Origin of the sequence: Protaetiibacter mangrovi, assembly GCF_024752305.1 — a bacterium.
GTDB lineage: Bacteria > Actinomycetota > Actinomycetes > Actinomycetales > Microbacteriaceae > Homoserinibacter > Homoserinibacter mangrovi.
Map to the genome: position 1 here is coordinate 343,396 of NZ_JANTHX010000008.1, position 16,558 is coordinate 359,953.

19 protein-coding genes are annotated in these 16,558 nt (G+C 71.6%); 16 read left to right on the forward strand and 3 right to left on the reverse strand.

All coding sequences use genetic code 11. From position 1 onward, the window contains the following. The first annotated feature begins 13 nt into the window (after nt 1-13). The 3 genes from NUH29_RS13010 to NUH29_RS13020 are packed head-to-tail and all read left to right on the forward strand — an operon-like array spanning nt 14 to nt 2,364. Complete coding sequence (locus tag NUH29_RS13010) at nt 14-949, forward strand: phosphodiesterase (RefSeq protein WP_258799638.1); 936 nt, start codon at nt 14-16, stop codon at nt 947-949. Nucleotides 950-1,004: 55 nt separating this feature from the next. Further along, on the forward strand, nt 1,005-1,433 hold the full coding sequence (locus NUH29_RS13015; RefSeq protein ID WP_258799639.1) for an SRPBCC domain-containing protein: 429 nt from the start codon (nt 1,005-1,007) through the stop codon (nt 1,431-1,433). Between the two features lie 25 nt (nt 1,434-1,458). Next, a complete protein-coding gene (locus tag NUH29_RS13020; RefSeq protein ID WP_258799640.1) occupies nt 1,459-2,364 on the forward strand; it encodes a tyrosine recombinase XerC in 906 nt (301 codons plus the stop codon). A gap of 7 nt (nt 2,365-2,371) precedes the next feature. On the opposite strand, the gene NUH29_RS13025 is transcribed toward NUH29_RS13020, so the two are convergent. The 3 genes from NUH29_RS13025 to NUH29_RS13035 form a co-directional block, all read right to left on the reverse strand. Continuing rightward, nucleotides 2,372-2,677 carry an SHOCT domain-containing protein gene (locus NUH29_RS13025; protein ID WP_258799641.1) on the reverse strand — a complete coding sequence of 102 codons (306 nt, stop codon included), beginning with the start codon at nt 2,675-2,677 and terminating at the stop codon, nt 2,372-2,374. A 41-nt stretch (nt 2,678-2,718) separates the two neighbouring features. Next, nucleotides 2,719-3,168, reverse strand: a complete 450-nt coding sequence (locus tag NUH29_RS13030; protein ID WP_258799642.1) for a M23 family metallopeptidase — start codon at nt 3,166-3,168, stop codon at nt 2,719-2,721. Between the two features lie 90 nt (nt 3,169-3,258). Further along, entirely contained in the window at nt 3,259-4,089 is an 831-nt protein-coding gene (locus tag NUH29_RS13035; RefSeq protein ID WP_258799644.1) for a serine protein kinase RIO, read from the reverse strand. A gap of 381 nt (nt 4,090-4,470) precedes the next feature. Between NUH29_RS13035 and rpsB the strand changes: the two genes are divergently transcribed. From rpsB to NUH29_RS13100, 13 genes are all read left to right on the forward strand, one after another. Further along, nucleotides 4,471-5,478 carry a 30S ribosomal protein S2 gene (gene rpsB, locus NUH29_RS13040; RefSeq protein WP_258799645.1) on the forward strand — a complete coding sequence of 336 codons (1,008 nt, stop codon included), beginning with the start codon at nt 4,471-4,473 and terminating at the stop codon, nt 5,476-5,478. Nucleotides 5,479-5,518: 40 nt separating this feature from the next. Then, entirely contained in the window at nt 5,519-6,346 is an 828-nt protein-coding gene (gene tsf / locus NUH29_RS13045) for a translation elongation factor Ts (protein WP_258799646.1), read from the forward strand. Nucleotides 6,347-6,546: 200 nt separating this feature from the next. After that, nucleotides 6,547-7,794 (forward strand): LPXTG cell wall anchor domain-containing protein, encoded by a 1,248-nt coding sequence (locus tag NUH29_RS13050; RefSeq protein ID WP_258799647.1) that lies wholly within the window; start codon nt 6,547-6,549, stop codon nt 7,792-7,794. Nucleotides 7,795-7,953: 159 nt separating this feature from the next. Beyond that, complete coding sequence (locus tag NUH29_RS13055) at nt 7,954-9,147, forward strand: hypothetical protein (protein ID WP_258799648.1); 1,194 nt, start codon at nt 7,954-7,956, stop codon at nt 9,145-9,147. A 78-nt stretch (nt 9,148-9,225) separates the two neighbouring features. Then, entirely contained in the window at nt 9,226-9,957 is a 732-nt protein-coding gene (gene pyrH, locus NUH29_RS13060) for a UMP kinase (RefSeq protein WP_258799649.1), read from the forward strand. Then, the gene (locus NUH29_RS13065; protein ID WP_258799650.1) at nt 9,957-10,772 is read left to right on the forward strand and encodes a DUF3097 domain-containing protein; all 816 of its coding nucleotides are present in this window, start codon (nt 9,957-9,959) and stop codon (nt 10,770-10,772) included. Before pyrH ends, NUH29_RS13065 begins: the two co-directional genes overlap by 1 nt. Nucleotides 10,773-10,897: 125 nt before the next feature. Further along, nucleotides 10,898-11,452: a ribosome recycling factor gene (frr, locus tag NUH29_RS13070; protein WP_258799651.1), complete on the forward strand. Its 555-nt coding sequence runs from the start codon at nt 10,898-10,900 to the stop codon at nt 11,450-11,452. Beyond that, nucleotides 11,452-12,426, forward strand: a complete 975-nt coding sequence (locus NUH29_RS13075) for a phosphatidate cytidylyltransferase (RefSeq protein WP_258799652.1) — start codon at nt 11,452-11,454, stop codon at nt 12,424-12,426. Before frr ends, NUH29_RS13075 begins: the two co-directional genes overlap by 1 nt. A 29-nt stretch (nt 12,427-12,455) precedes the next feature. Next, nucleotides 12,456-13,001, forward strand: a complete 546-nt coding sequence (locus NUH29_RS13080; RefSeq protein ID WP_308445780.1) for a DivIVA domain-containing protein — start codon at nt 12,456-12,458, stop codon at nt 12,999-13,001. A gap of 95 nt (nt 13,002-13,096) precedes the next feature. Further along, the gene (locus NUH29_RS13085) at nt 13,097-13,717 is read left to right on the forward strand and encodes an aggregation-promoting factor C-terminal-like domain-containing protein (RefSeq protein WP_258799654.1); all 621 of its coding nucleotides are present in this window, start codon (nt 13,097-13,099) and stop codon (nt 13,715-13,717) included. A gap of 33 nt (nt 13,718-13,750) precedes the next feature. Beyond that, nucleotides 13,751-15,508, forward strand: coding sequence for a cation:proton antiporter (locus NUH29_RS13090; protein ID WP_258799656.1), 1,758 nt, complete (start codon nt 13,751-13,753; stop codon nt 15,506-15,508). 34 nt (nt 15,509-15,542) lie between these two features. Beyond that, nucleotides 15,543-15,836: an Rv1322 family protein gene (locus NUH29_RS13095; protein WP_258799658.1), complete on the forward strand. Its 294-nt coding sequence runs from the start codon at nt 15,543-15,545 to the stop codon at nt 15,834-15,836. Beyond that, nucleotides 15,833-16,552, forward strand: a complete 720-nt coding sequence (locus NUH29_RS13100) for an alpha/beta hydrolase (RefSeq protein WP_258799660.1) — start codon at nt 15,833-15,835, stop codon at nt 16,550-16,552. Before NUH29_RS13095 ends, NUH29_RS13100 begins: the two co-directional genes overlap by 4 nt. Nucleotides 16,553-16,558: the final 6 nt, after the last annotated feature.

The window sequence follows — 16,558 nt, forward strand, 5'->3', positions numbered from 1 at the left end:
ATAGAGTGCCGCCATGGTCCAACTCGGACAGCACGCGCCCCCCGTTCATGTGGTCGCGCACATCAGCGACACCCACCTGCTGGGCGGCGGCAAGCCGCTCTACGGTGCGGTCGACACCGAGGCCACGGTGGCCCGCGCCTTCGCGCAGCTGGAGCGCAGCGGCGCCCGGCCCGAGGCGATCGTCATCACCGGCGACCTCGCCGACCTGGGCGAGCCCGACGCCTACCTGCGCCTGAAGGCCCACGTCGAGCCGGCAGCCGAGCGGATGGGGTCGCGCGTCATCTGGGTCATGGGCAACCACGACGAACGCGAGCCGTTCGCCGAACTGCTGATGGGCGAGGAACCGACGAACGCACCCCAGGATCGCGTCCACGACGTGAACGGGCTGCGCATCATCGCGCTCGACTCGACCGTGCCCGGCTACCACCACGGCGACCTCGACCCCGCCCAGCTCGCGTGGCTGCGCGAGCAGCTCTCCACCCCCGCGCCGCACGGCACCCTGCTCGCACTGCACCATCCGCCCATCCCGACCCCCGTCGAGCTGATGGCGGTCCTCGAGCTCGACCATCAGGCCGAGCTCGCCGACGTCGTCCGCGGCTCCGACGTGCGCGCGGTGCTCGCCGGCCACCTGCACTACTCGACCACCGGCACCTTCGCCGGGGTCCCGGTCTCGGTCGCCTCCGCGACCTGCTACACGATCGACACGAGCGCCGAACCGGGCACCCTCGCCGGCATCGACGGCGGGCAGACCTTCAACCTCGTGCACGTCTACGACGACCAGGTGGTGCATTCGATCGTGCCCGTCGGCGACGCGCGCCGCGTCGCCGGGTTCTCGGGGGCGTTCCTCGACGCGCTCGCCGAGATGACGCCGACCGAGCGCCGGGAGGCGTTCTCCAACAAGCGATCCACCTTCAACCTCGAAGACCACCTGCGCGCCCAGGGCAGTTGATCGCGGGTTGTCAAGCGGCGAGCGCCCGTCGTCCGCGCGGCGTATGGTCGCCTCCATGAGGGACCACATCGCACGTGCAGAACTCGACATCCCCGCATCACCGGAGCGCGTCTGGGAGCTGCTCACCCAGCGGGGGCCGGATCCCGACGTCATGTTCGGCGCCGAGGTCATCAGCGACTGGACCCCGGGGGCGAGCATCCGCTGGGTCGGCGAGTGGGAGGGCAGCAGCTTCGAGGACCGCGGCGAGATCCTCGAACTCGACCCCCCGTATCGGCTGCTCGTCACGCACTTCAGCCCCCTGAGCGGCGAGGCCGACGTGCCCGAGAACCATCATCACCTGGCGTTCCTGCTGCAACGGCTCGGCCCCGACGCGACCCACGCCGTCATCGAGCAGGGCGGCAACGCCAGCGCGGATGCCGCCGCGCATTCGGCGGCCAACTGGCAGGCCATGCTCGACGGCCTCGCGCGCGCCGCCACGCGGTGACGCAGGCCGGTGACACGATGGCCGCATGCGAGTGCGGGCGGCCGTCGACGAGTTCCTCGCCGAGCTGAGAATCGAGCGCGGGTACTCGCGCCACACCGTGCGCGCCTACGGGGGCGACCTCGCCGACCTGGTCGCGTTCGCCGAGGCGCTCGGCCAGCCCGACGCCTCCGAGCTCGACCTCGAGACGCTGCGCGACTGGGTGTGGCGCGGGTCGCAGTCGGGTCTCGCCGCGTCGACGCTGGGCCGCCGGGTGTCGTCCGCACGCTCGTTCACCGCGTGGCTCGCGCGACGCGGCGTCGTCGCCCCGGACCCCGGGCTTCGGCTGCGCACCCCGCGCGCGGGGCGCCGGCTGCCGCGCGTGCTGACGCGCGCGCAGATGGACGCCCTGCTCGAGCGGCTGCAGGAGGCCGCCGCGGAGGGTGACCCGGTCGCCCTCCGCGACCTCGCGATCATCGAACTGCTCTACGCATCCGCGTTGCGCGTGAGCGAGCTCGTGGGGCTCGACCTCGACGACGTGGATCGCACCGGTCGCACGGTGCGGGTGCTCGGCAAGGGCGCGAAGGAGCGGGTGGTGCCGTACGGGGCGCCCGCGGCGCGCGCCCTCGACGACTACCTCGACCGCGGGCGTCCCGCGCTCGCGTCGGCGGGCTCCGGTCCGGCGCTGCTGCTCGGCGCGCGCGGCGGTCGCCTCGGCACCCGCACCGTCTACGAGCTGGTCGCGCGCGAACTGCACGAACTGCCCGGTTCCGGCCCGGCGGGACCGCACGCGCTCCGCCACACGGCCGCGACCCACCTGCTCGACGGCGGGGCCGATCTGCGCATCGTGCAGGAGCTGCTCGGGCACGCGAGCCTGGCGACCACGCAGCTGTACACGCACGTCTCCACCGAGCGCCTGCGCGAGAGCTACCGCCTCGCGCATCCGCGCGCCTGAGCGCGGCTCAGAGCGAGCCGAGGATGCGTGCGCGCGTCTGCTCGTACTCGGCGTCGTCGATGAGTCCCGCGGCGCGCAGCCGCTCCAGCTCGGCGAGTCGCTCCTCGACGCTCCGCTCGGCGGCCAGGGCCTGCGAGTCGAGCACCTTGGCCTGCAGCTCGGTCTGCATCGTGAGCGGGTTGTGACCGAGGTCCGCTGCCTTCTTGGCGTTGACGATCGCGACCACGATCACGCCGATGATCCCGAGGATCACGACGGTGGTCACGAGACCGAACACGGCGCTGAACTCCGGGGGAGGCGCGAGAGGATCCATGCGCTCATCCTGGCGAGTCCCGGGCCCGAAGTGAAGACGGCTCACGGAGGCAGCAGCACCGCGCGCGGCTGGCCCCCGAGGAACAGCAGCGGCGACACGTACGCGCCGTCGATGCGCACGCCGAAGTGCAGGCAGGCTCCACCGGCGCAGTGCCCCGCCTGCAGCGTGCCGATCAATTGCCCGCGGTGCACGACGTCGCCCGCGTGGAGTGCGGTGACCACCGGCTCGTAGCTCGAGAGCACCCCGCCGCCGTGGTCGATCGACAGCACGGGCCGGTCCACGACGACGCCCACGTAGTGCACCACCCCGTCGGCGGGCGCACGCACGACCTCACCCTCGGCGGCCCGGATGTCGACCCCGCGGTGTCCGGCCGCGTACGGGGTCGCGGGTGCGAGGTAGGCCCGGGCGATCGGATGCGGCGACGCTATCGGCCACGCCCACAGGGCCGCCGCGGCCGCGGCGGCGGCGAGACGACGGACGGGGACGCGCATCCGTCGATCGTGGTGCCGTCCGCTCCGGATGCGGGGGCGGACGGCACCGGATCGGGACACGACCGACGTTCGACGGTGGGGGAGGGGACGTCAGAACAGCTCGGCCACGGTCCGGCCGAACAGCTCGTCCGGATCCTGATCGAGACCACGCCGGGCGAACCAGGCGCACACGTTCCGGCAGTCGCGTTCGAGCAGCGACATCCCGTTCGGGTTCGCGATGACGTCGACCAGCTGCGGCAGGTCGATCACGACCACCCGACCGCGGTGCACGAGCAGGTTGTAGGCCGACAGGTCGCCGTGGGCCCAGCCGGCCCGCGCGAATCCGAGCAGGATCCGCTCGACCTGGTCGTACAGCTCCGCGAGCTCGTCGCCCGTCGCGGCGGTCTGCGCGAGCCGCGGCGCACCGGCGCCGCCCTCGCCGATGAACTCGAGCAGCAGCTCGGTGCCGTCGACCTGCACCGGGTAGGGCACCGGAAGTCCGAGCTCGTACGCCCGCACGAGCGCCCCGAACTCGGCGTTCGCCCACGCGACCGCGGCGACCGAGCGCCCATAGGCCGTGCCGCGCTCGACGGCGCGCTGGTCGCGGCTGCGCCGCTCGATGCGGCCCTCGCGGTACACCCCCGAGCGATGGAAGTCGCGGTGCTCGGGGGAGCGGTAGCGCTTGGCCGCGAGCAGCACGGACTCGGCGGGGTCGTCGGGCACGGCGCGTTCGACGAGGAACACGTCGGCCTCCTTGCCGGTCTTGAGCACGCCGAGCTCGGTGTCGATCGCCGCCGCGGAGGTGACGACCCACGCGGGCCACGGCTGCGGACCGCGTTCGGATGGGGTGATGGCCGGCCAGGTCGACCAGCGCTGTCCGTCGCCGGGTTCGGCGTCGGAGAAGGTGGGGACGACGAAGTCGTCGCCGAAGAAGTTGTTCACGTGATGGCTTCCGGATGGGGAGGCCAGCGCGCGGATCAGCGGGCGGCGGCCTCGGGGGTGAGGGTCGGGTTCGGGGACACGACGACGACGGCGTTCATGGTGCGCTCCCTCCCTCACGACGCCACGGGCCATCCGGGCGGCTCACAGGATAACCCCTCGCCCGCGCCGTGTACAGCCGCGCGCTGCTACACTGGCGTCAGCATCCGCTTCGGCGGGTGACTTCGCGTGCCCATCGCACACGGCTCAACTCCTTCGGTCCGCCTCGCACGAGGCGGCGGACGCGCGCCGGGGCACCAGGGATCGCGACCATCCGGTCGCGGCACACAACTGAGAAACCGCAGAGCCGGCGTCGCCGCGCCCTGCGAGGAAAGGAATGCGGCTATGGCCGTCGTCACCATCCGCCAGCTGCTCGACAGCGGCGTCCACTTCGGACACCAGACCCGTCGCTGGAACCCGAAGGTCAAGCGCTTCATCCTGACGGAGCGCTCCGGCATCCACATCATCGACCTGCAGCAATCGCTCGCCTACATCGACAAGGCCTACGACTACGTCAAGGAGACGGTCGCCCACGGCGGCACCATCCTGTTCGTCGGCACCAAGAAGCAGGCCCAGGAGGCCATCGCCGAGCAGGCGACCCGCGTCGGCCAGCCGTACGTCAACCAGCGTTGGCTCGGCGGTCTGCTCACCAACTTCCAGACGGTCTCCAAGCGCCTCGCGCGCATGAAGGAGCTCGAGGAGATCGACTTCGACGACACGACGAAGGGCTTCACCAAGAAGGAGCTCCTCATCAAGAAGCGCGAGCTCGACAAGCTGCACAAGACCCTGGGCGGCATCCGCAACCTCACCAAGACCCCGAGCGCCATCTGGGTCGTCGACTCCAAGCGCGAGCACCTCGCGGTCGACGAGGCCACCAAGCTCGGCATCCCGGTGATCGGCATCCTCGACACCAACGCCGACCCCGACGAGCTGCAGTACCCGATCCCGGGCAACGACGACGCGATCCGCTCGGTGGGCCTGCTCACCCGCATCATCGCCGACGCCGCGGCCGAGGGCCTCATCCAGCGCCACCAGAAGCCCGAGGCCGAGGGCAACGTCTCCGCCGTCGAGCCGCTGGCCGAGTGGGAGCGCGAGCTGCTCGAGGCCTCGAGCAACCCCGAGTCGGTCGCCGAGAAGATCGAAGAGGTCGACGGTCGCGTCGACGGTGACGTCGAGGCCGGTGCCGAGAAGGTCGCCGAGGTCGTCGAGGCCGAGACCCCGACCGCCGAGAACGACGCGGATGCCGCGGTCGCCGAGAAGGCCGAGGAGGCTGCGGCCGAGGAGGCCGCCGCCGAGCCCGCCAAGAAGCCGGCGGCCAAGAAGACGGCCGCCAAGGCCGCGGCCGCCGAGTAATCCACCCGAACCCACGAACGAACAGCTAAGGAACACATCCATGGCCAACTTCAGCCTGGAAGACGTGAAGGCCCTGCGCGAGCGCCTCGGCACCGGCATGGTCGACACCAAGAACGCTCTCGTCGAGGCCGATGGCGACATCGAGAAGGCCGTCGAGATCCTGCGCCTCAAGGGTGCGAAGGGCAACGCGAAGCGTGCCGACCGCTCCACGAGCGAGGGCCTCGTCGCCGTCGTCGAGTCGGCCACCGCCGTGACGCTCATCGAGCTCGCCTGCGAGACCGACTTCGTCGCCAAGAACGAGAAGTTCGTGGCGCTCGCCGAGAAGGTCGTCGGCGCGCTCGCCGACTCCGGCGCCGAGACCGTCGACGCGGCCCTCGCGGTCGCCGTCGACGGCGGCACGGTCGGCTCCCTCATCGAGGACCAGGCGGCGACCATCGGCGAGAAGATCGAGCTGCGTCGTGTGGCGCGCATCGCCGGTGAGAAGTTCGCCGTCTACCTGCACCGCACCTCGAAGGACCTGCCGCCGCAGATCGGCGTCGTCGTGTCCTACACCGGTGACGACGCGGAGACCGCGCGCTCGATCGCGCAGCACATCTCCTTCGCCGACCCGACCTACCTGGCCCGTGAGGACGTGCCCGAGGCCGAGGTCGAGAACGAGCGCCGCATCGTCGAGCAGATCAGCCGCGAGGAGGGCAAGCCGGAGGCCGCCCTCCCGAAGATCGTCGAGGGTCGCCTCGGTGCGTTCTTCAAGCAGGTCGCCCTGCTCGAGCAGGACTACGCGCGCGACAACAAGCTCAACGTCGGCAAGGTCATCGCCGACGCGGGCCTCACCGTGAACGGGTTCGCCCGCTTCAAGGTCGGCGCCTAAGCAGCACCGCATCCGGGCCCGGTCTCCTCGCGGAGGCCGGGCCCGTTCGCGTCTCCGCGGCATCGGCTCGGAGGCTGTCCCCCCCCACCCCCCGAACGGGTCACGCTCGCCGATTCGCGCGGGTGCGGCGGAACCGATAGCTTCGGAGGGATCGCGGTGCCGCGGTCCGAATCCGAACCCGAATCCGAACCGGAGTATCCGTGAACCGCCGCACCTCTGCACTGCTCGTCGCGCCCATCGCCCTCGGTCTCGTCGCGGTCGCCGCGGCCCTGCCGGCATCCGCCGACACCGACGACATCACCGGCGGCAACATCCTCTGGAGCAACGTCGACGACGGAAGCCCCTTCATCTCGGACGCCGAGAGCTACTACCCGGACCTGCTCGGTTCGGGCGTCGCGCTGCCCTTCGGATGGACGGGTGACGCGCTGGACGGCATCCCCGAGGGATCCATCCGGGTCGGCGGCGAGAACATCTCGTGGACGTCCGTTCCGGGCGGATCGGGATGGGTCTCCGGCGGGCTCAGCTCGTTCCAGTACGCGGGCGTCTCGACCTCGTACGAGATCGACGCCCTGCTCGAGATCCAGGGCAACTACGCCCGATGGACCTTCACGCCGGTGTCGGGCCCCGCCGACACCTTCGAGATGGTCGCCAACCTCGGTTCCGACGGCTACCAGGACGCGACCGTGGTGACGGCCAACAGCGCCGTCGTCTCGTCCGATCAGAACGCCGCCGACCCGGTGATCGGATACTGGTTCAGCGGGCCTTCGGGCACGCTCGACGTTCCCGACAGCTCGGGTGGGTCAAATGATGACGTGACCTGGACCGCGGAGACGAGCGGACCGATCGTGGCCATTCTGGCGCTCCAGGACTATGCGCCGTGCGCCGAGGCGACCGCGACCGCCGAGATGGTCGCCCGCGTCGCGAACCTGAACGGCACCTTCGGCCAGTCGATCGAGGGCGCCCTCGAGTGCGCCACGGTCGCCACCCCGGCCGCCCTGTCGCAGGGGACCGCCGCCTCGCAGTCGCTGCCCGTGACCATCGACCCGACGATCGACCCCTGGATGGCCGACTCGTGGCAGCTCGAGGACCGTGGTTCCTACCTCTCCGACCCGACGGTCGTCGGCAGCGCCTTCGTCGGTGCTCCTGCCGGCCTCACCTTCGCGTTCGACCCCGCCACCTCGCAGGTCACGATGTCGGGCACGCCCACCGCGGCCGGCACGACCGAGGTGACGATGGTGCTCTACCTCACAGATGTCGAGGACTACATCTACGAGGTGCCGGGCAACGGCTACCCGCTGGTCGCGCACTTCACCGTCACCGTCGGCGCGCCGACGCTCGCCGCCACGGGCACGGATTCCGGTCCCTGGCTCGCGGTCGGCGGCATGCTGGTGCTGCTCGGCGCCGGAGCCCTCGGCGCAGCGCGCGCCTCACGTCGCCGCGCAGCCTGACCTGTCCGCAGAGGGGCCCCGACGCCAGGACGGTGTCGGGGCCCCTCCGCGCATCCGGACGGATCGGTCCACCCCCGCACGGGGTGTCCGGGGTGGTCGGACGCGCTCGCCCGAGTGGTTAGTGTCGAAGTACCCGATCCGTCTGCACCCTGGAGCACCGTGCCCACCACCCGCCGCACCGCCGCGCTGTCCACCGTCCTCGCCTTGACCGCAGCATCCGTGCTCGCCCTCGGGGCGGCACCCGCCTCGGCTGCGACCTCGGACGTCGTCACCCCGGGGCTGCAGTGGACCGCGGTCGACGACAACGCCCTCACGATCGGCGACGTGGCCCCGCGCTACCGCGACGTCGCGGGCACCGGGATCGACATCGACGGCTACGGGTCGCTCTCGGGTCTGTTCACCTCGCTCACGGCCTCCTACGGCCCCATGACGGGCGTCCCGGTCACGATCACCCCGGTGAGCGCGGTCTACCTCGACGACGGGCTCACGAGCATCACGGCCGACGGCTACGTCGACTTCGGCGACGGCCGCGACATCTCCGTCGACCTCACGCTCGAGATCCAGGGCTCGTACGCCCGCTGGAGCTTCGACGCGAGCTCGCTCGGCCCCGCCACGCTGACGGCGACCGGTCAGCTGACGTCCGGCGACGACTCCGTCGGCATCGCCTCCGGCGTGCAGAGCGCCACCGTGACGAGCGGCGGCGCCACGCTGCGGCCGGTGCTCGGGATGGTGACCGAGGGCACCGGACGGGCGTTCACGGTGAGCTCGTCGGGCCTCGTCTCCTTCACGATGCCGAGCGGCCAGCTCAGCACCTTCACGCTGGCGGTGGAGGATTTCGCGCCCTGCGCCCGCACCGCCGCCATCACCGACATGGATGTGCGGCTCGCGACCCTCGCCGCCTCCTTCGGCGGCGAGATCGCCCCCGCGACGGGCTCCGGCTGCGTCTCGATCGCGCCCGCCGCCGCGTTCCCGACCGGCACGCCGACCGACCAGTCGCTCGCCGTGACCCTCGACCCCGCCGTCTCGACGACGGGACTCACGGTGGGCACCGCCGGTCTTCCGAGCGGCCTCGCCCTCGTCTTCGACCCCGCGACCTCGCGGCTGCGCCTCACCGGGACGGCGGCCGAGGGCAGCTACGACGTGACGGTCGTGTTCTCGTCCGCGGGCGGAGCGGGCGGCAGCGCCCCGATGACGGTCACGCTGGCTCTCGAGGTGACGGCCGCCCCGGCGGCCGCGGCACCCGAGCTCGCCGCGACCGGCGCCGACGCCTGGCCGGGGCTCCTCGCCGGGTTCGCTCTCGTGCTGCTCGGCGCCCTCGCCGTGGCGGTGCGTCGGCGCACTGCGCGGGGCTGATCGCCTCCGTCGGGATGGGCGCTGCTCGGGTACTCTGAATCCGGCCCACCGGCCGCATCCCCCTTCGGAAGGACCCCCATGCCGAACCGTCGCCGTCGCGTCCTGCTCAAGCTCTCGGGTGAGGCGTTCGGCGCCGGATCGCTCGGGGTGAACCCGGACGTCATCGCCGGGATCGCGAAGGAGATCGCCGCCGCCACACCGGCCGGAGCGGACGACCCGGACGGCGTCGAGGTGGCCGTGGTCGTCGGCGGCGGCAACTTCTTCCGCGGGGCGGAGCTCAGCCAGCGCGGCATGGACCGCGGGCGCGCCGACTACATGGGCATGCTCGGCACCGTCATGAACGCTCTCGCCCTGCAGGACTTCCTCGAGCAGGCCGGCGCCCAGGTGCGCGTGCAGTCGGCGATCGCGATGACCCAGGTGGCCGAGCCGTACATCCCGCTGCGCGCCGAGCGCCACCTCGAGAAGGGTCGTGTGGTCATCTTCGGCGCCGGCGCCGGGCTGCCGTACTTCTCCACCGACACGGTGAGCGCCCAGCGCGCCCTCGAGATCGGCGCGGATGCCGTGCTGGTCGCCAAGAACGGCGTCGACGGCGTCTACGACGACGACCCGCGCAAGAACCCCGCCGCGAAGAAGCTCGAGAGCATCAGCTACCAGCAGGCGCTCGTGCAGGGCCTCAAGGTGGTCGACTCGACCGCGTTCAGCCTGTGCATGGACAACGGGATGCCGATGCACGTCTTCGGTATGGAGCCCGCCGGCAACATCACGAAGGCGATCCGCGGCGACCACATCGGCACCCTGGTCACGGCGTAGTGGCCGACCGCTACGGCGAGGACGTGCTCGCGGGCGACTGGCGCGCCCGCGGACGCACGGTCGTGCCGCAGGTCGAGGCCGTGCGCGAGCTCGTGGTCGAGCTCGCCGACGGCTTCGTGGGCGCCGTCGTCGGGGTCGAGAAGGGCAACGTCGGTCTCGAGGACCGGCACGACCGGGTGCGGTGGTTCCCGCTCGGCGGGGGGTTCCTCGTCGACGGCGAGCCGGTGGTGCTCGTGGCGCCGAAGGCGGCCGTGCAGGGGCGTTCGTACACCGCATCCGGTTCTCGCGCGGCGGCCCCGCAGCGCGCTCGGGTGGCCCGGGCCAGCCGTATCTACGTCGAGGGACGGCACGACGCCGAGCTCGTCGAGAAGGTGTGGGGTGCCGACCTGCGCGTCGAGGGCATCGTGGTCGAGTACCTCGAGGGCGTCGACCACCTGCCCGCACTGCTCGCCGAGCGGCGGCCCGGACCCGACGCGCGCGCGGGGGTGCTCGTCGACCACCTGGTGCCGGGCTCCAAGGAGTCGCGGATCGCGGCACAGGTGACGGGGGAGCACGTGCTCGTCGTCGGTCACCCCTTCATCGACGTGTGGCAGGCGGTGCGGCCGGAGCGGCTCGGCATCCGCGCCTGGCCGGTGGTGCCGCGCGGCGTCGAGTGGAAGCACGGCGTGTGCGAGGCGCTCGGCTGGCCGCACGCCGACCAGGCGGACATCGCCGCCGCCTGGCAGCGCATCCTGGGTTCCGTCCGCAGCTACACCGACCTCGAGCCCGCCCTGCTCGGCCCCGTCGAGCACCTCATCGACTTCGTCTCCACCTGAGTTCCCGGCCGAACGCTGCAGCGGTCGTCGGCGCGCGCCGGGTATTCCTGCAGCGGCACTCGAAGGGCTGCAGCGTTTGGCAACTAGGCTTGGGGGGAACTGCTGCGACACCGAAGGAGCCCCCCGTGATCAGTGACGTCCTCGCCGAGGCGAAGGAGAAGATGACCCGGGCCGTCGAGGTCGCCAAGGACGACTTCGCCACCGTGCGCACCGGCCGCGCGAACCCCGCGCTGTTCCAGAAGATCATGGTCGACTACTACGGCACCCCGACGCCGCTCGGGCAGCTCGCGGGCCTGCAGAACCCCGAGGCGCGCACCCTCGTCATCACGCCCTACGACAAGTCGGCGCTCAAGGAGATCGAGAAGGCGATCGTCAACTTCCCGAACCTCGGCGCGAACCCGAGCAACGACGGCAACATCGTGCGCGTCACCATGCCCGAGCTCACCGAGGAGCGCCGCAAGGAGTACGTGAAGCTCGTGCGGGCCAAGGGCGAGGATGCGAAGATCGCCATCCGCAACGTGCGCCGCAAGGCGAAGGACGACCTCGACGCCCTGCTCAAGGAGGTCGGCGAGGACGACGTGGCGCGCGCCGAGAAGGAACTCGACACGCTGACCAAGAACCACGTCGACCAGATCGACGTGGCCCTCAAGCACAAGGAAGCCGAGCTGCTCGAGGTCTGATGGACGACGACCCCGGGGGCGTCGACGCCCCTCAGAAGCGCACCCCGCGCACGGAGTTCGAGGCCCGCGCCCAGCAGACGCGCGCCGAGTTCGAGGCCCACGCGCAGCACGCGCGCGACCAGTTCGACCAGGCGCAGGAGAAGATCCGGGAACGCACCGGGCGCAACCTGCTCGCCGCGATCGCGATCGGCGTGGTGCTCGGCGGCATGCTGCTGGTGAGCCTGCTGTTCTACACCTGGCTCTTCATCCCGTTCGCGGCCCTGCTCGTGGGCTTCACCGCATGGGAGCTCGCCACGGCGCTGCGTCGCGACGGCCGCGACGTGCCGCGGGTGGGCTCGATCCTGGTGGGCGTCGCGGTCGTGCCGATCGCGTTCTTCTTCCACGTGCCGGGCCTGTGGCTCGCCGTCATCGGCGCCGTCGTCGTGATCACCGTGTGGCGGCTCGTGGAGCTGCTGCGCCCCAGCCACCGCGGGCCCGCATCCGCGGTGCTCGCCGACATCGGCGCCGGGCTGTTCGTGCAGCTGTACGTGACGTTCCTCGCCGGGTTCTACGTGGTGCTCGCGGGCGACGAGGGCGGCCAGTGGTGGGTGCTCGCGGCCCTCATCATCGTGGTGACGAGCGATGTCGGCGCCTATGCCGCCGGCCTCAGCTTCGGGCGGCACAAGCTCGCCCCGAAGATCAGCCCCGGCAAGACCTGGGAGGGTTTCGCGGGCGCGGCGATCGTGTCGATGGCGGCCGGCACCCTGCTCGCCTGGCTCATGCTCGACCAGCCCTGGTGGGAGGGCACCATCATGGGCCTCGTGCTGATGCTCGTCGGCACGATGGGCGACCTCACCGAGTCGCTCATCAAGCGCGAGCTCGGCATCAAGGACATCTCGGGCTGGCTGCCCGGGCACGGCGGCTTCCTCGACCGGCTCGACTCGATCCTGCCCTCCGCCGCGGTGGCGTACGCGTTCTTCCTGATCTTCCACTGATCCGCCCCCGGTAGCATGTGCGGGTGAGCATGACCTTCCCCCGCGCGCGCAAGGGGCGCCCCGGCTACGACATCGACGAGGTCGAGGACTTCCTCGAGGACGCGCGCCGCGCGTACACCGCCGAGAACCCCGAGGTGTCGATCGTGACGGCCGACAGCATCCGCACCACGGCGTTCTCGATGCGCAAGGGCGGCTACTCGACGACGCACGTGGATGCGGCCCTCGAGCGCCTGGAGGACGCGTTCGCCGCCCGGGAGCGCGAGCGCCAGATCGCCCGCGAGGGCGACGAGGCCTGGTACGCGCAGGCGCGCGGCACCGCGCAGGAGATCCTCGACCGGGTGGTGCGGCCGACCGGCAAGAGGTTCCAGCGGGTCACCTTCCTCACCATCGGCTACTCCGTGAAAGACGTCGACGCCTTCGCCGACCGCATCGCCGGCTACTTCCAGAGCGGTGCGGCGTTGACCCCCGACGACATCCGCACGGTGGCCTTCCGGGCGCAGCGCGGCGGCTACCGCGAGGCGCAGGTCGACTACCTGCTCGACACCGTCACACGGGTGATGCTGGCGGTGCGCTGACCCCTGTTCGGGGCGCGCGCTCCCATGGCCTTCCCGGGATGCGTCGCTACACTGGTGCGACTGTGAGCGGATATCGGCGCCGGGGGGTCACTCCTGTGCCGCCCGAGGGGGCGGTCGCGGTCGCGCGCGCCCGCACGAGCGGCGCCGTCCGGCCCCGGTGGGTGCTCGGCACCTTCGCCTACCTCGCCTCGATGGGGCTCATCGCCGCGCTGCTGGTGGAGCCGACCGGTCTCAGCTCGGCAGCCACGCTCGCCGCGGCGAACGACCCGGTGGCCGGTGGGGACCTCGAGGGTCAGACCGTGCTCGTGGCCGACGACGCCGCATCCGACGCGACGGCGCGCGACGGCTTCGACGTCGTGAAGCCGAAGCCCAAGCCGACCGCCGCCGTCGCCCCCGCCGTGGGCGTGCCCGACCCGGGCACCGCGCAGGCGATCGCCTACGAGATGGTGATGGCACGCGGCTGGAGCCAGGGCGAGTTCGACTGCCTCGTGGCGTTGTGGAACAAGGAATCCCACTGGAACGTCTACGCCCACAACAAGAGCTCGGGTGCCTACGGCATCCCGCAGGCGCTCCCGGGCACCAAGATGGCCACGGCGGGCGCCGACTGGGCCACCAACCCGACCACCCAGATCACCTGGGGTCTCGGCTACGTCTCGGGGCGCTACGGCACCCCCTGCGTCGCGTGGGGCCACTCGCAGGCCAAGGGCTGGTACTGATCCGGCTCCCCTGAGCGCTCGATACGATCGAGCATGGACTACGCCCTCGTCGCGATCGCCGGGATCGCCGCCATCGTCGCCGCCGCCGCGTGGGGTCCTCGGCTCGGTGTGGCGGCGCCGCTGATCCTCGTCGTCCTCGGCGTCGTCTACAGCCTGATCCCCGGCGTCCCGCCGATCGACATCGAGCCGGACATCATCCTGATGGGGGTGCTCCCGCCGCTGCTGTACGCGGCCGCGATCACCGTGCCCATCGTCGACTTCCGTCGCAACCTCTCGACGATCACCGTGCTCTCGGTGCTGCTCGTCGTGGTGAGCGCCCTCGTGACCGGCTCGGTGCTGTTCATGCTGCTGCCCGACCTGAACCTGGCGGCGGCGATCGCGCTCGGCGCGGTCATCTCCCCGACGGATGTGGTCGCCGCCACCGCGATCGCCAAGCGGATGGGGTTGCCGGCCCGGCTGGTGTCGATCCTGGAGGGCGAGGGGCTCGTCAACGACGCGACCGCTCTGGTGCTGCTGCGCACCGCGATCGCGGCGACCGCGGCGACCGCATCCGGGGCGGATGTGATCGCCTGGAACGCGATCGCCGCGTTCTTCTACGCCGTGTTCGTGGCGATCGCGATCGGTGTGGTGGTGGGGATCGCCGCCGTGTGGGTGCGGCGCCGTCTCGACAACCCGATGCTCGACACGGCGATCTCGTTCGCGGTGCCGTTCATCGCCTACATCCCGGCGGAGGAGCTGCACGGTTCGGGAGTGATCTCGGTGGTCGCGGCGGGCCTCTACAGCGGTCACCAGAGCGCGAAGGCCTTCACGGCCCAGTCGCGGATCTCGGAGCGCTTCAACTGGCGCACCGTGCAGTTCGTGCTCGAGAACGGCGTCTTCCTGCTGATGGGGGCGCAGATCTCCACCATCATCGCCGACGTCGAATCGGACGAGCTGCCCATCCATCAGGCTGTGCTGCTCGGGCTGCTCATGACGGCGCTGCTCATCGCGGTGAGATACGTCTTCGTCTGGCCCCTGATCTTCGTGATGCGGCGCCAGCAGCAGCGCTTCGAGGAGCAGGACTCGATGCTGTCGCGCGCGCTCGAACGCATCCAGGGCATGGTCGGCGGCAGCGATCGATTCGAGCGGCGACGACAGGGGGTCGAGCGCCGCATCGACCGGCGCCGGAACGACATCGTGCAGTTGCGGGCCGAGGGTCTCGGCTGGCGCGGCGGCATCGTGCTCGGCTGGGCCGGGATGCGCGGCGTGGTGACGCTCGCGGCGGCGCAGTCCCTGCCGCGCAGCACCCCCTACTACGAGCAGCTCGTGCTGATCGCGTTCACGGTCGCCGTCGTGACGCTGCTCGTTCAGGGCGGCACACTGCCCTGGGTGATCCGCTGGACCGGCATCCGGGGGAGCGACCGCGTCGCCGACCGCCGCGAGCTCGCCACGCTGCTCGAGGAGATGTCGACCGCCGGAGTCTCGGTGCTGGACGCCGAGGAGGTGACCGTCGAGGGGGTGCCCGTGGATCCGGCCGTCGTCGAGCGGGTGCGCGAGGACACCCTGCTCGCCACCCAGTCCGCCTGGGAGCGCGCGGAGCAGGCCGATCAGGACGACGCCCTCGCGAACTCCCCGCACCAGCAGTACCGGCGGTTGAGGCGCGAGGTGCTGGCCGCCGAGCGTGCCGTGCTGCTCGACGCGCGTTCCCGCGGCTCCTACCCTTCGCGCATCCTGCAGCGCGCCCAGGCGCTGCTCGACCTGGAGGACGCCCGCCTGCAGCAGATCGACACCGGAGGCCGCGCGGAGGAGTAGCCGGGCCGTTCCGCGGGTTTCGTAGAATCGGAGCATGTCCCCGTCGCGTCGCCCCCGCCGCCGCGACCAGGAGCCCGAGCCTCTCGACGTGGAACGCATCCTCGGGGGTGCGAAGCACACCGAGACGCGCCGCGACGGCACGTGGAACGTGCAGCCCCAGAGCGCCGCATCCGCCGTGAAGGAGTACGTCTGCCCCGGATGCGGTCTCGGTATCGCGGTCGGCACCGCCCACCTGGTGGCCTGGCGCGCCGACGGGCTCTTCGGCGAGGAGGACGACCTGGCCGCCCGGCGGCACTGGCACACCCACTGCTGGAGGATCCGCACGTGACCATCGCCATCACCGGCGGCGTCGAACTGCCCGCGTTCCGTGAGGACGTCGAGCTGCGCACCGCCGACGGACTCACGCTCGTGGGCGAGCTGGCGCTGCCCGAGACCGCCGACCCGGTCGCGACGCTCGTGTGCCTGCACCCGCTGCCGACGCACGGCGGTTTCATGGACTCCCACATCATCCGCAAGGCGGCCGCCCGGCTGCCGGCGCTCGCCGACGTGGCGGTGCTGCGGTTCAACTTCCGCGGCGTCACCTCGCCGCGCGGCACGAGCGAGGGCTCCTTCGGCGATGGTGTGGACGAGCGGCACGACCTGGCCGCCGCGATGGCGCTCGTGGCGCAGCGGCAGCTGCCGCATCCGTGGCTCGTCGGCTGGTCGTTCGGTACCGAGGTGGCGCTCAAGTGGGGCCTCGAGCACCCGGTCGAGGGCGCCATCCTGCTGTCGCCGCCGCTGCGCCGCACCACCGAGCCGGAGCTCGCCGCCTGGGCCGGCAGCGGCAAGCGCCTCGTCGCGGTGGTGCCCGAGCACGACGACTACCTGAAGCCCCCCGAGGCGACCGCGCGTTTCGCCGCCGCCGTTCCGGAGGCCGAGGTGGTGGCCGTCGACGACGGCAAGCACCTGTGGGTGGGGGAGAAGCAGACCGCGCGCGTGCTCACCGAGATCGTGCGCGTCGTGAACCCCGCGGCCCTGCCGCTGCCGACGGAGTGGCCGGTCTAGCGCAGC

Coding starts and splice junctions, on each gene's coding strand:
- rpsB (WP_258799645.1), top strand. CDS start 4,471: ATGGCCGTCGTCACCATCCGCCAGCTGCTCGACAGCGGCGTCCACTTC.
- NUH29_RS13095 (WP_258799658.1), top strand. CDS start 15,543: ATGTCCCCGTCGCGTCGCCCCCGCCGCCGCGACCAGGAGCCCGAGCCT.
- NUH29_RS13080 (WP_308445780.1), top strand. CDS start 12,456: ATGACCTTCCCCCGCGCGCGCAAGGGGCGCCCCGGCTACGACATCGAC.
- pyrH (WP_258799649.1), top strand. CDS start 9,226: ATGCCGAACCGTCGCCGTCGCGTCCTGCTCAAGCTCTCGGGTGAGGCG.
- NUH29_RS13075 (WP_258799652.1), top strand. CDS start 11,452: ATGGACGACGACCCCGGGGGCGTCGACGCCCCTCAGAAGCGCACCCCG.
- NUH29_RS13025 (WP_258799641.1), bottom strand. CDS start 2,677: ATGGATCCTCTCGCGCCTCCCCCGGAGTTCAGCGCCGTGTTCGGTCTC.
- NUH29_RS13090 (WP_258799656.1), top strand. CDS start 13,751: ATGGACTACGCCCTCGTCGCGATCGCCGGGATCGCCGCCATCGTCGCC.
- NUH29_RS13020 (WP_258799640.1), top strand. CDS start 1,459: ATGCGAGTGCGGGCGGCCGTCGACGAGTTCCTCGCCGAGCTGAGAATC.
- NUH29_RS13030 (WP_258799642.1), bottom strand. CDS start 3,168: ATGCGCGTCCCCGTCCGTCGTCTCGCCGCCGCCGCGGCCGCGGCGGCC.
- tsf (WP_258799646.1), top strand. CDS start 5,519: ATGGCCAACTTCAGCCTGGAAGACGTGAAGGCCCTGCGCGAGCGCCTC.
- NUH29_RS13010 (WP_258799638.1), top strand. CDS start 14: ATGGTCCAACTCGGACAGCACGCGCCCCCCGTTCATGTGGTCGCGCAC.
- NUH29_RS13015 (WP_258799639.1), top strand. CDS start 1,005: ATGAGGGACCACATCGCACGTGCAGAACTCGACATCCCCGCATCACCG.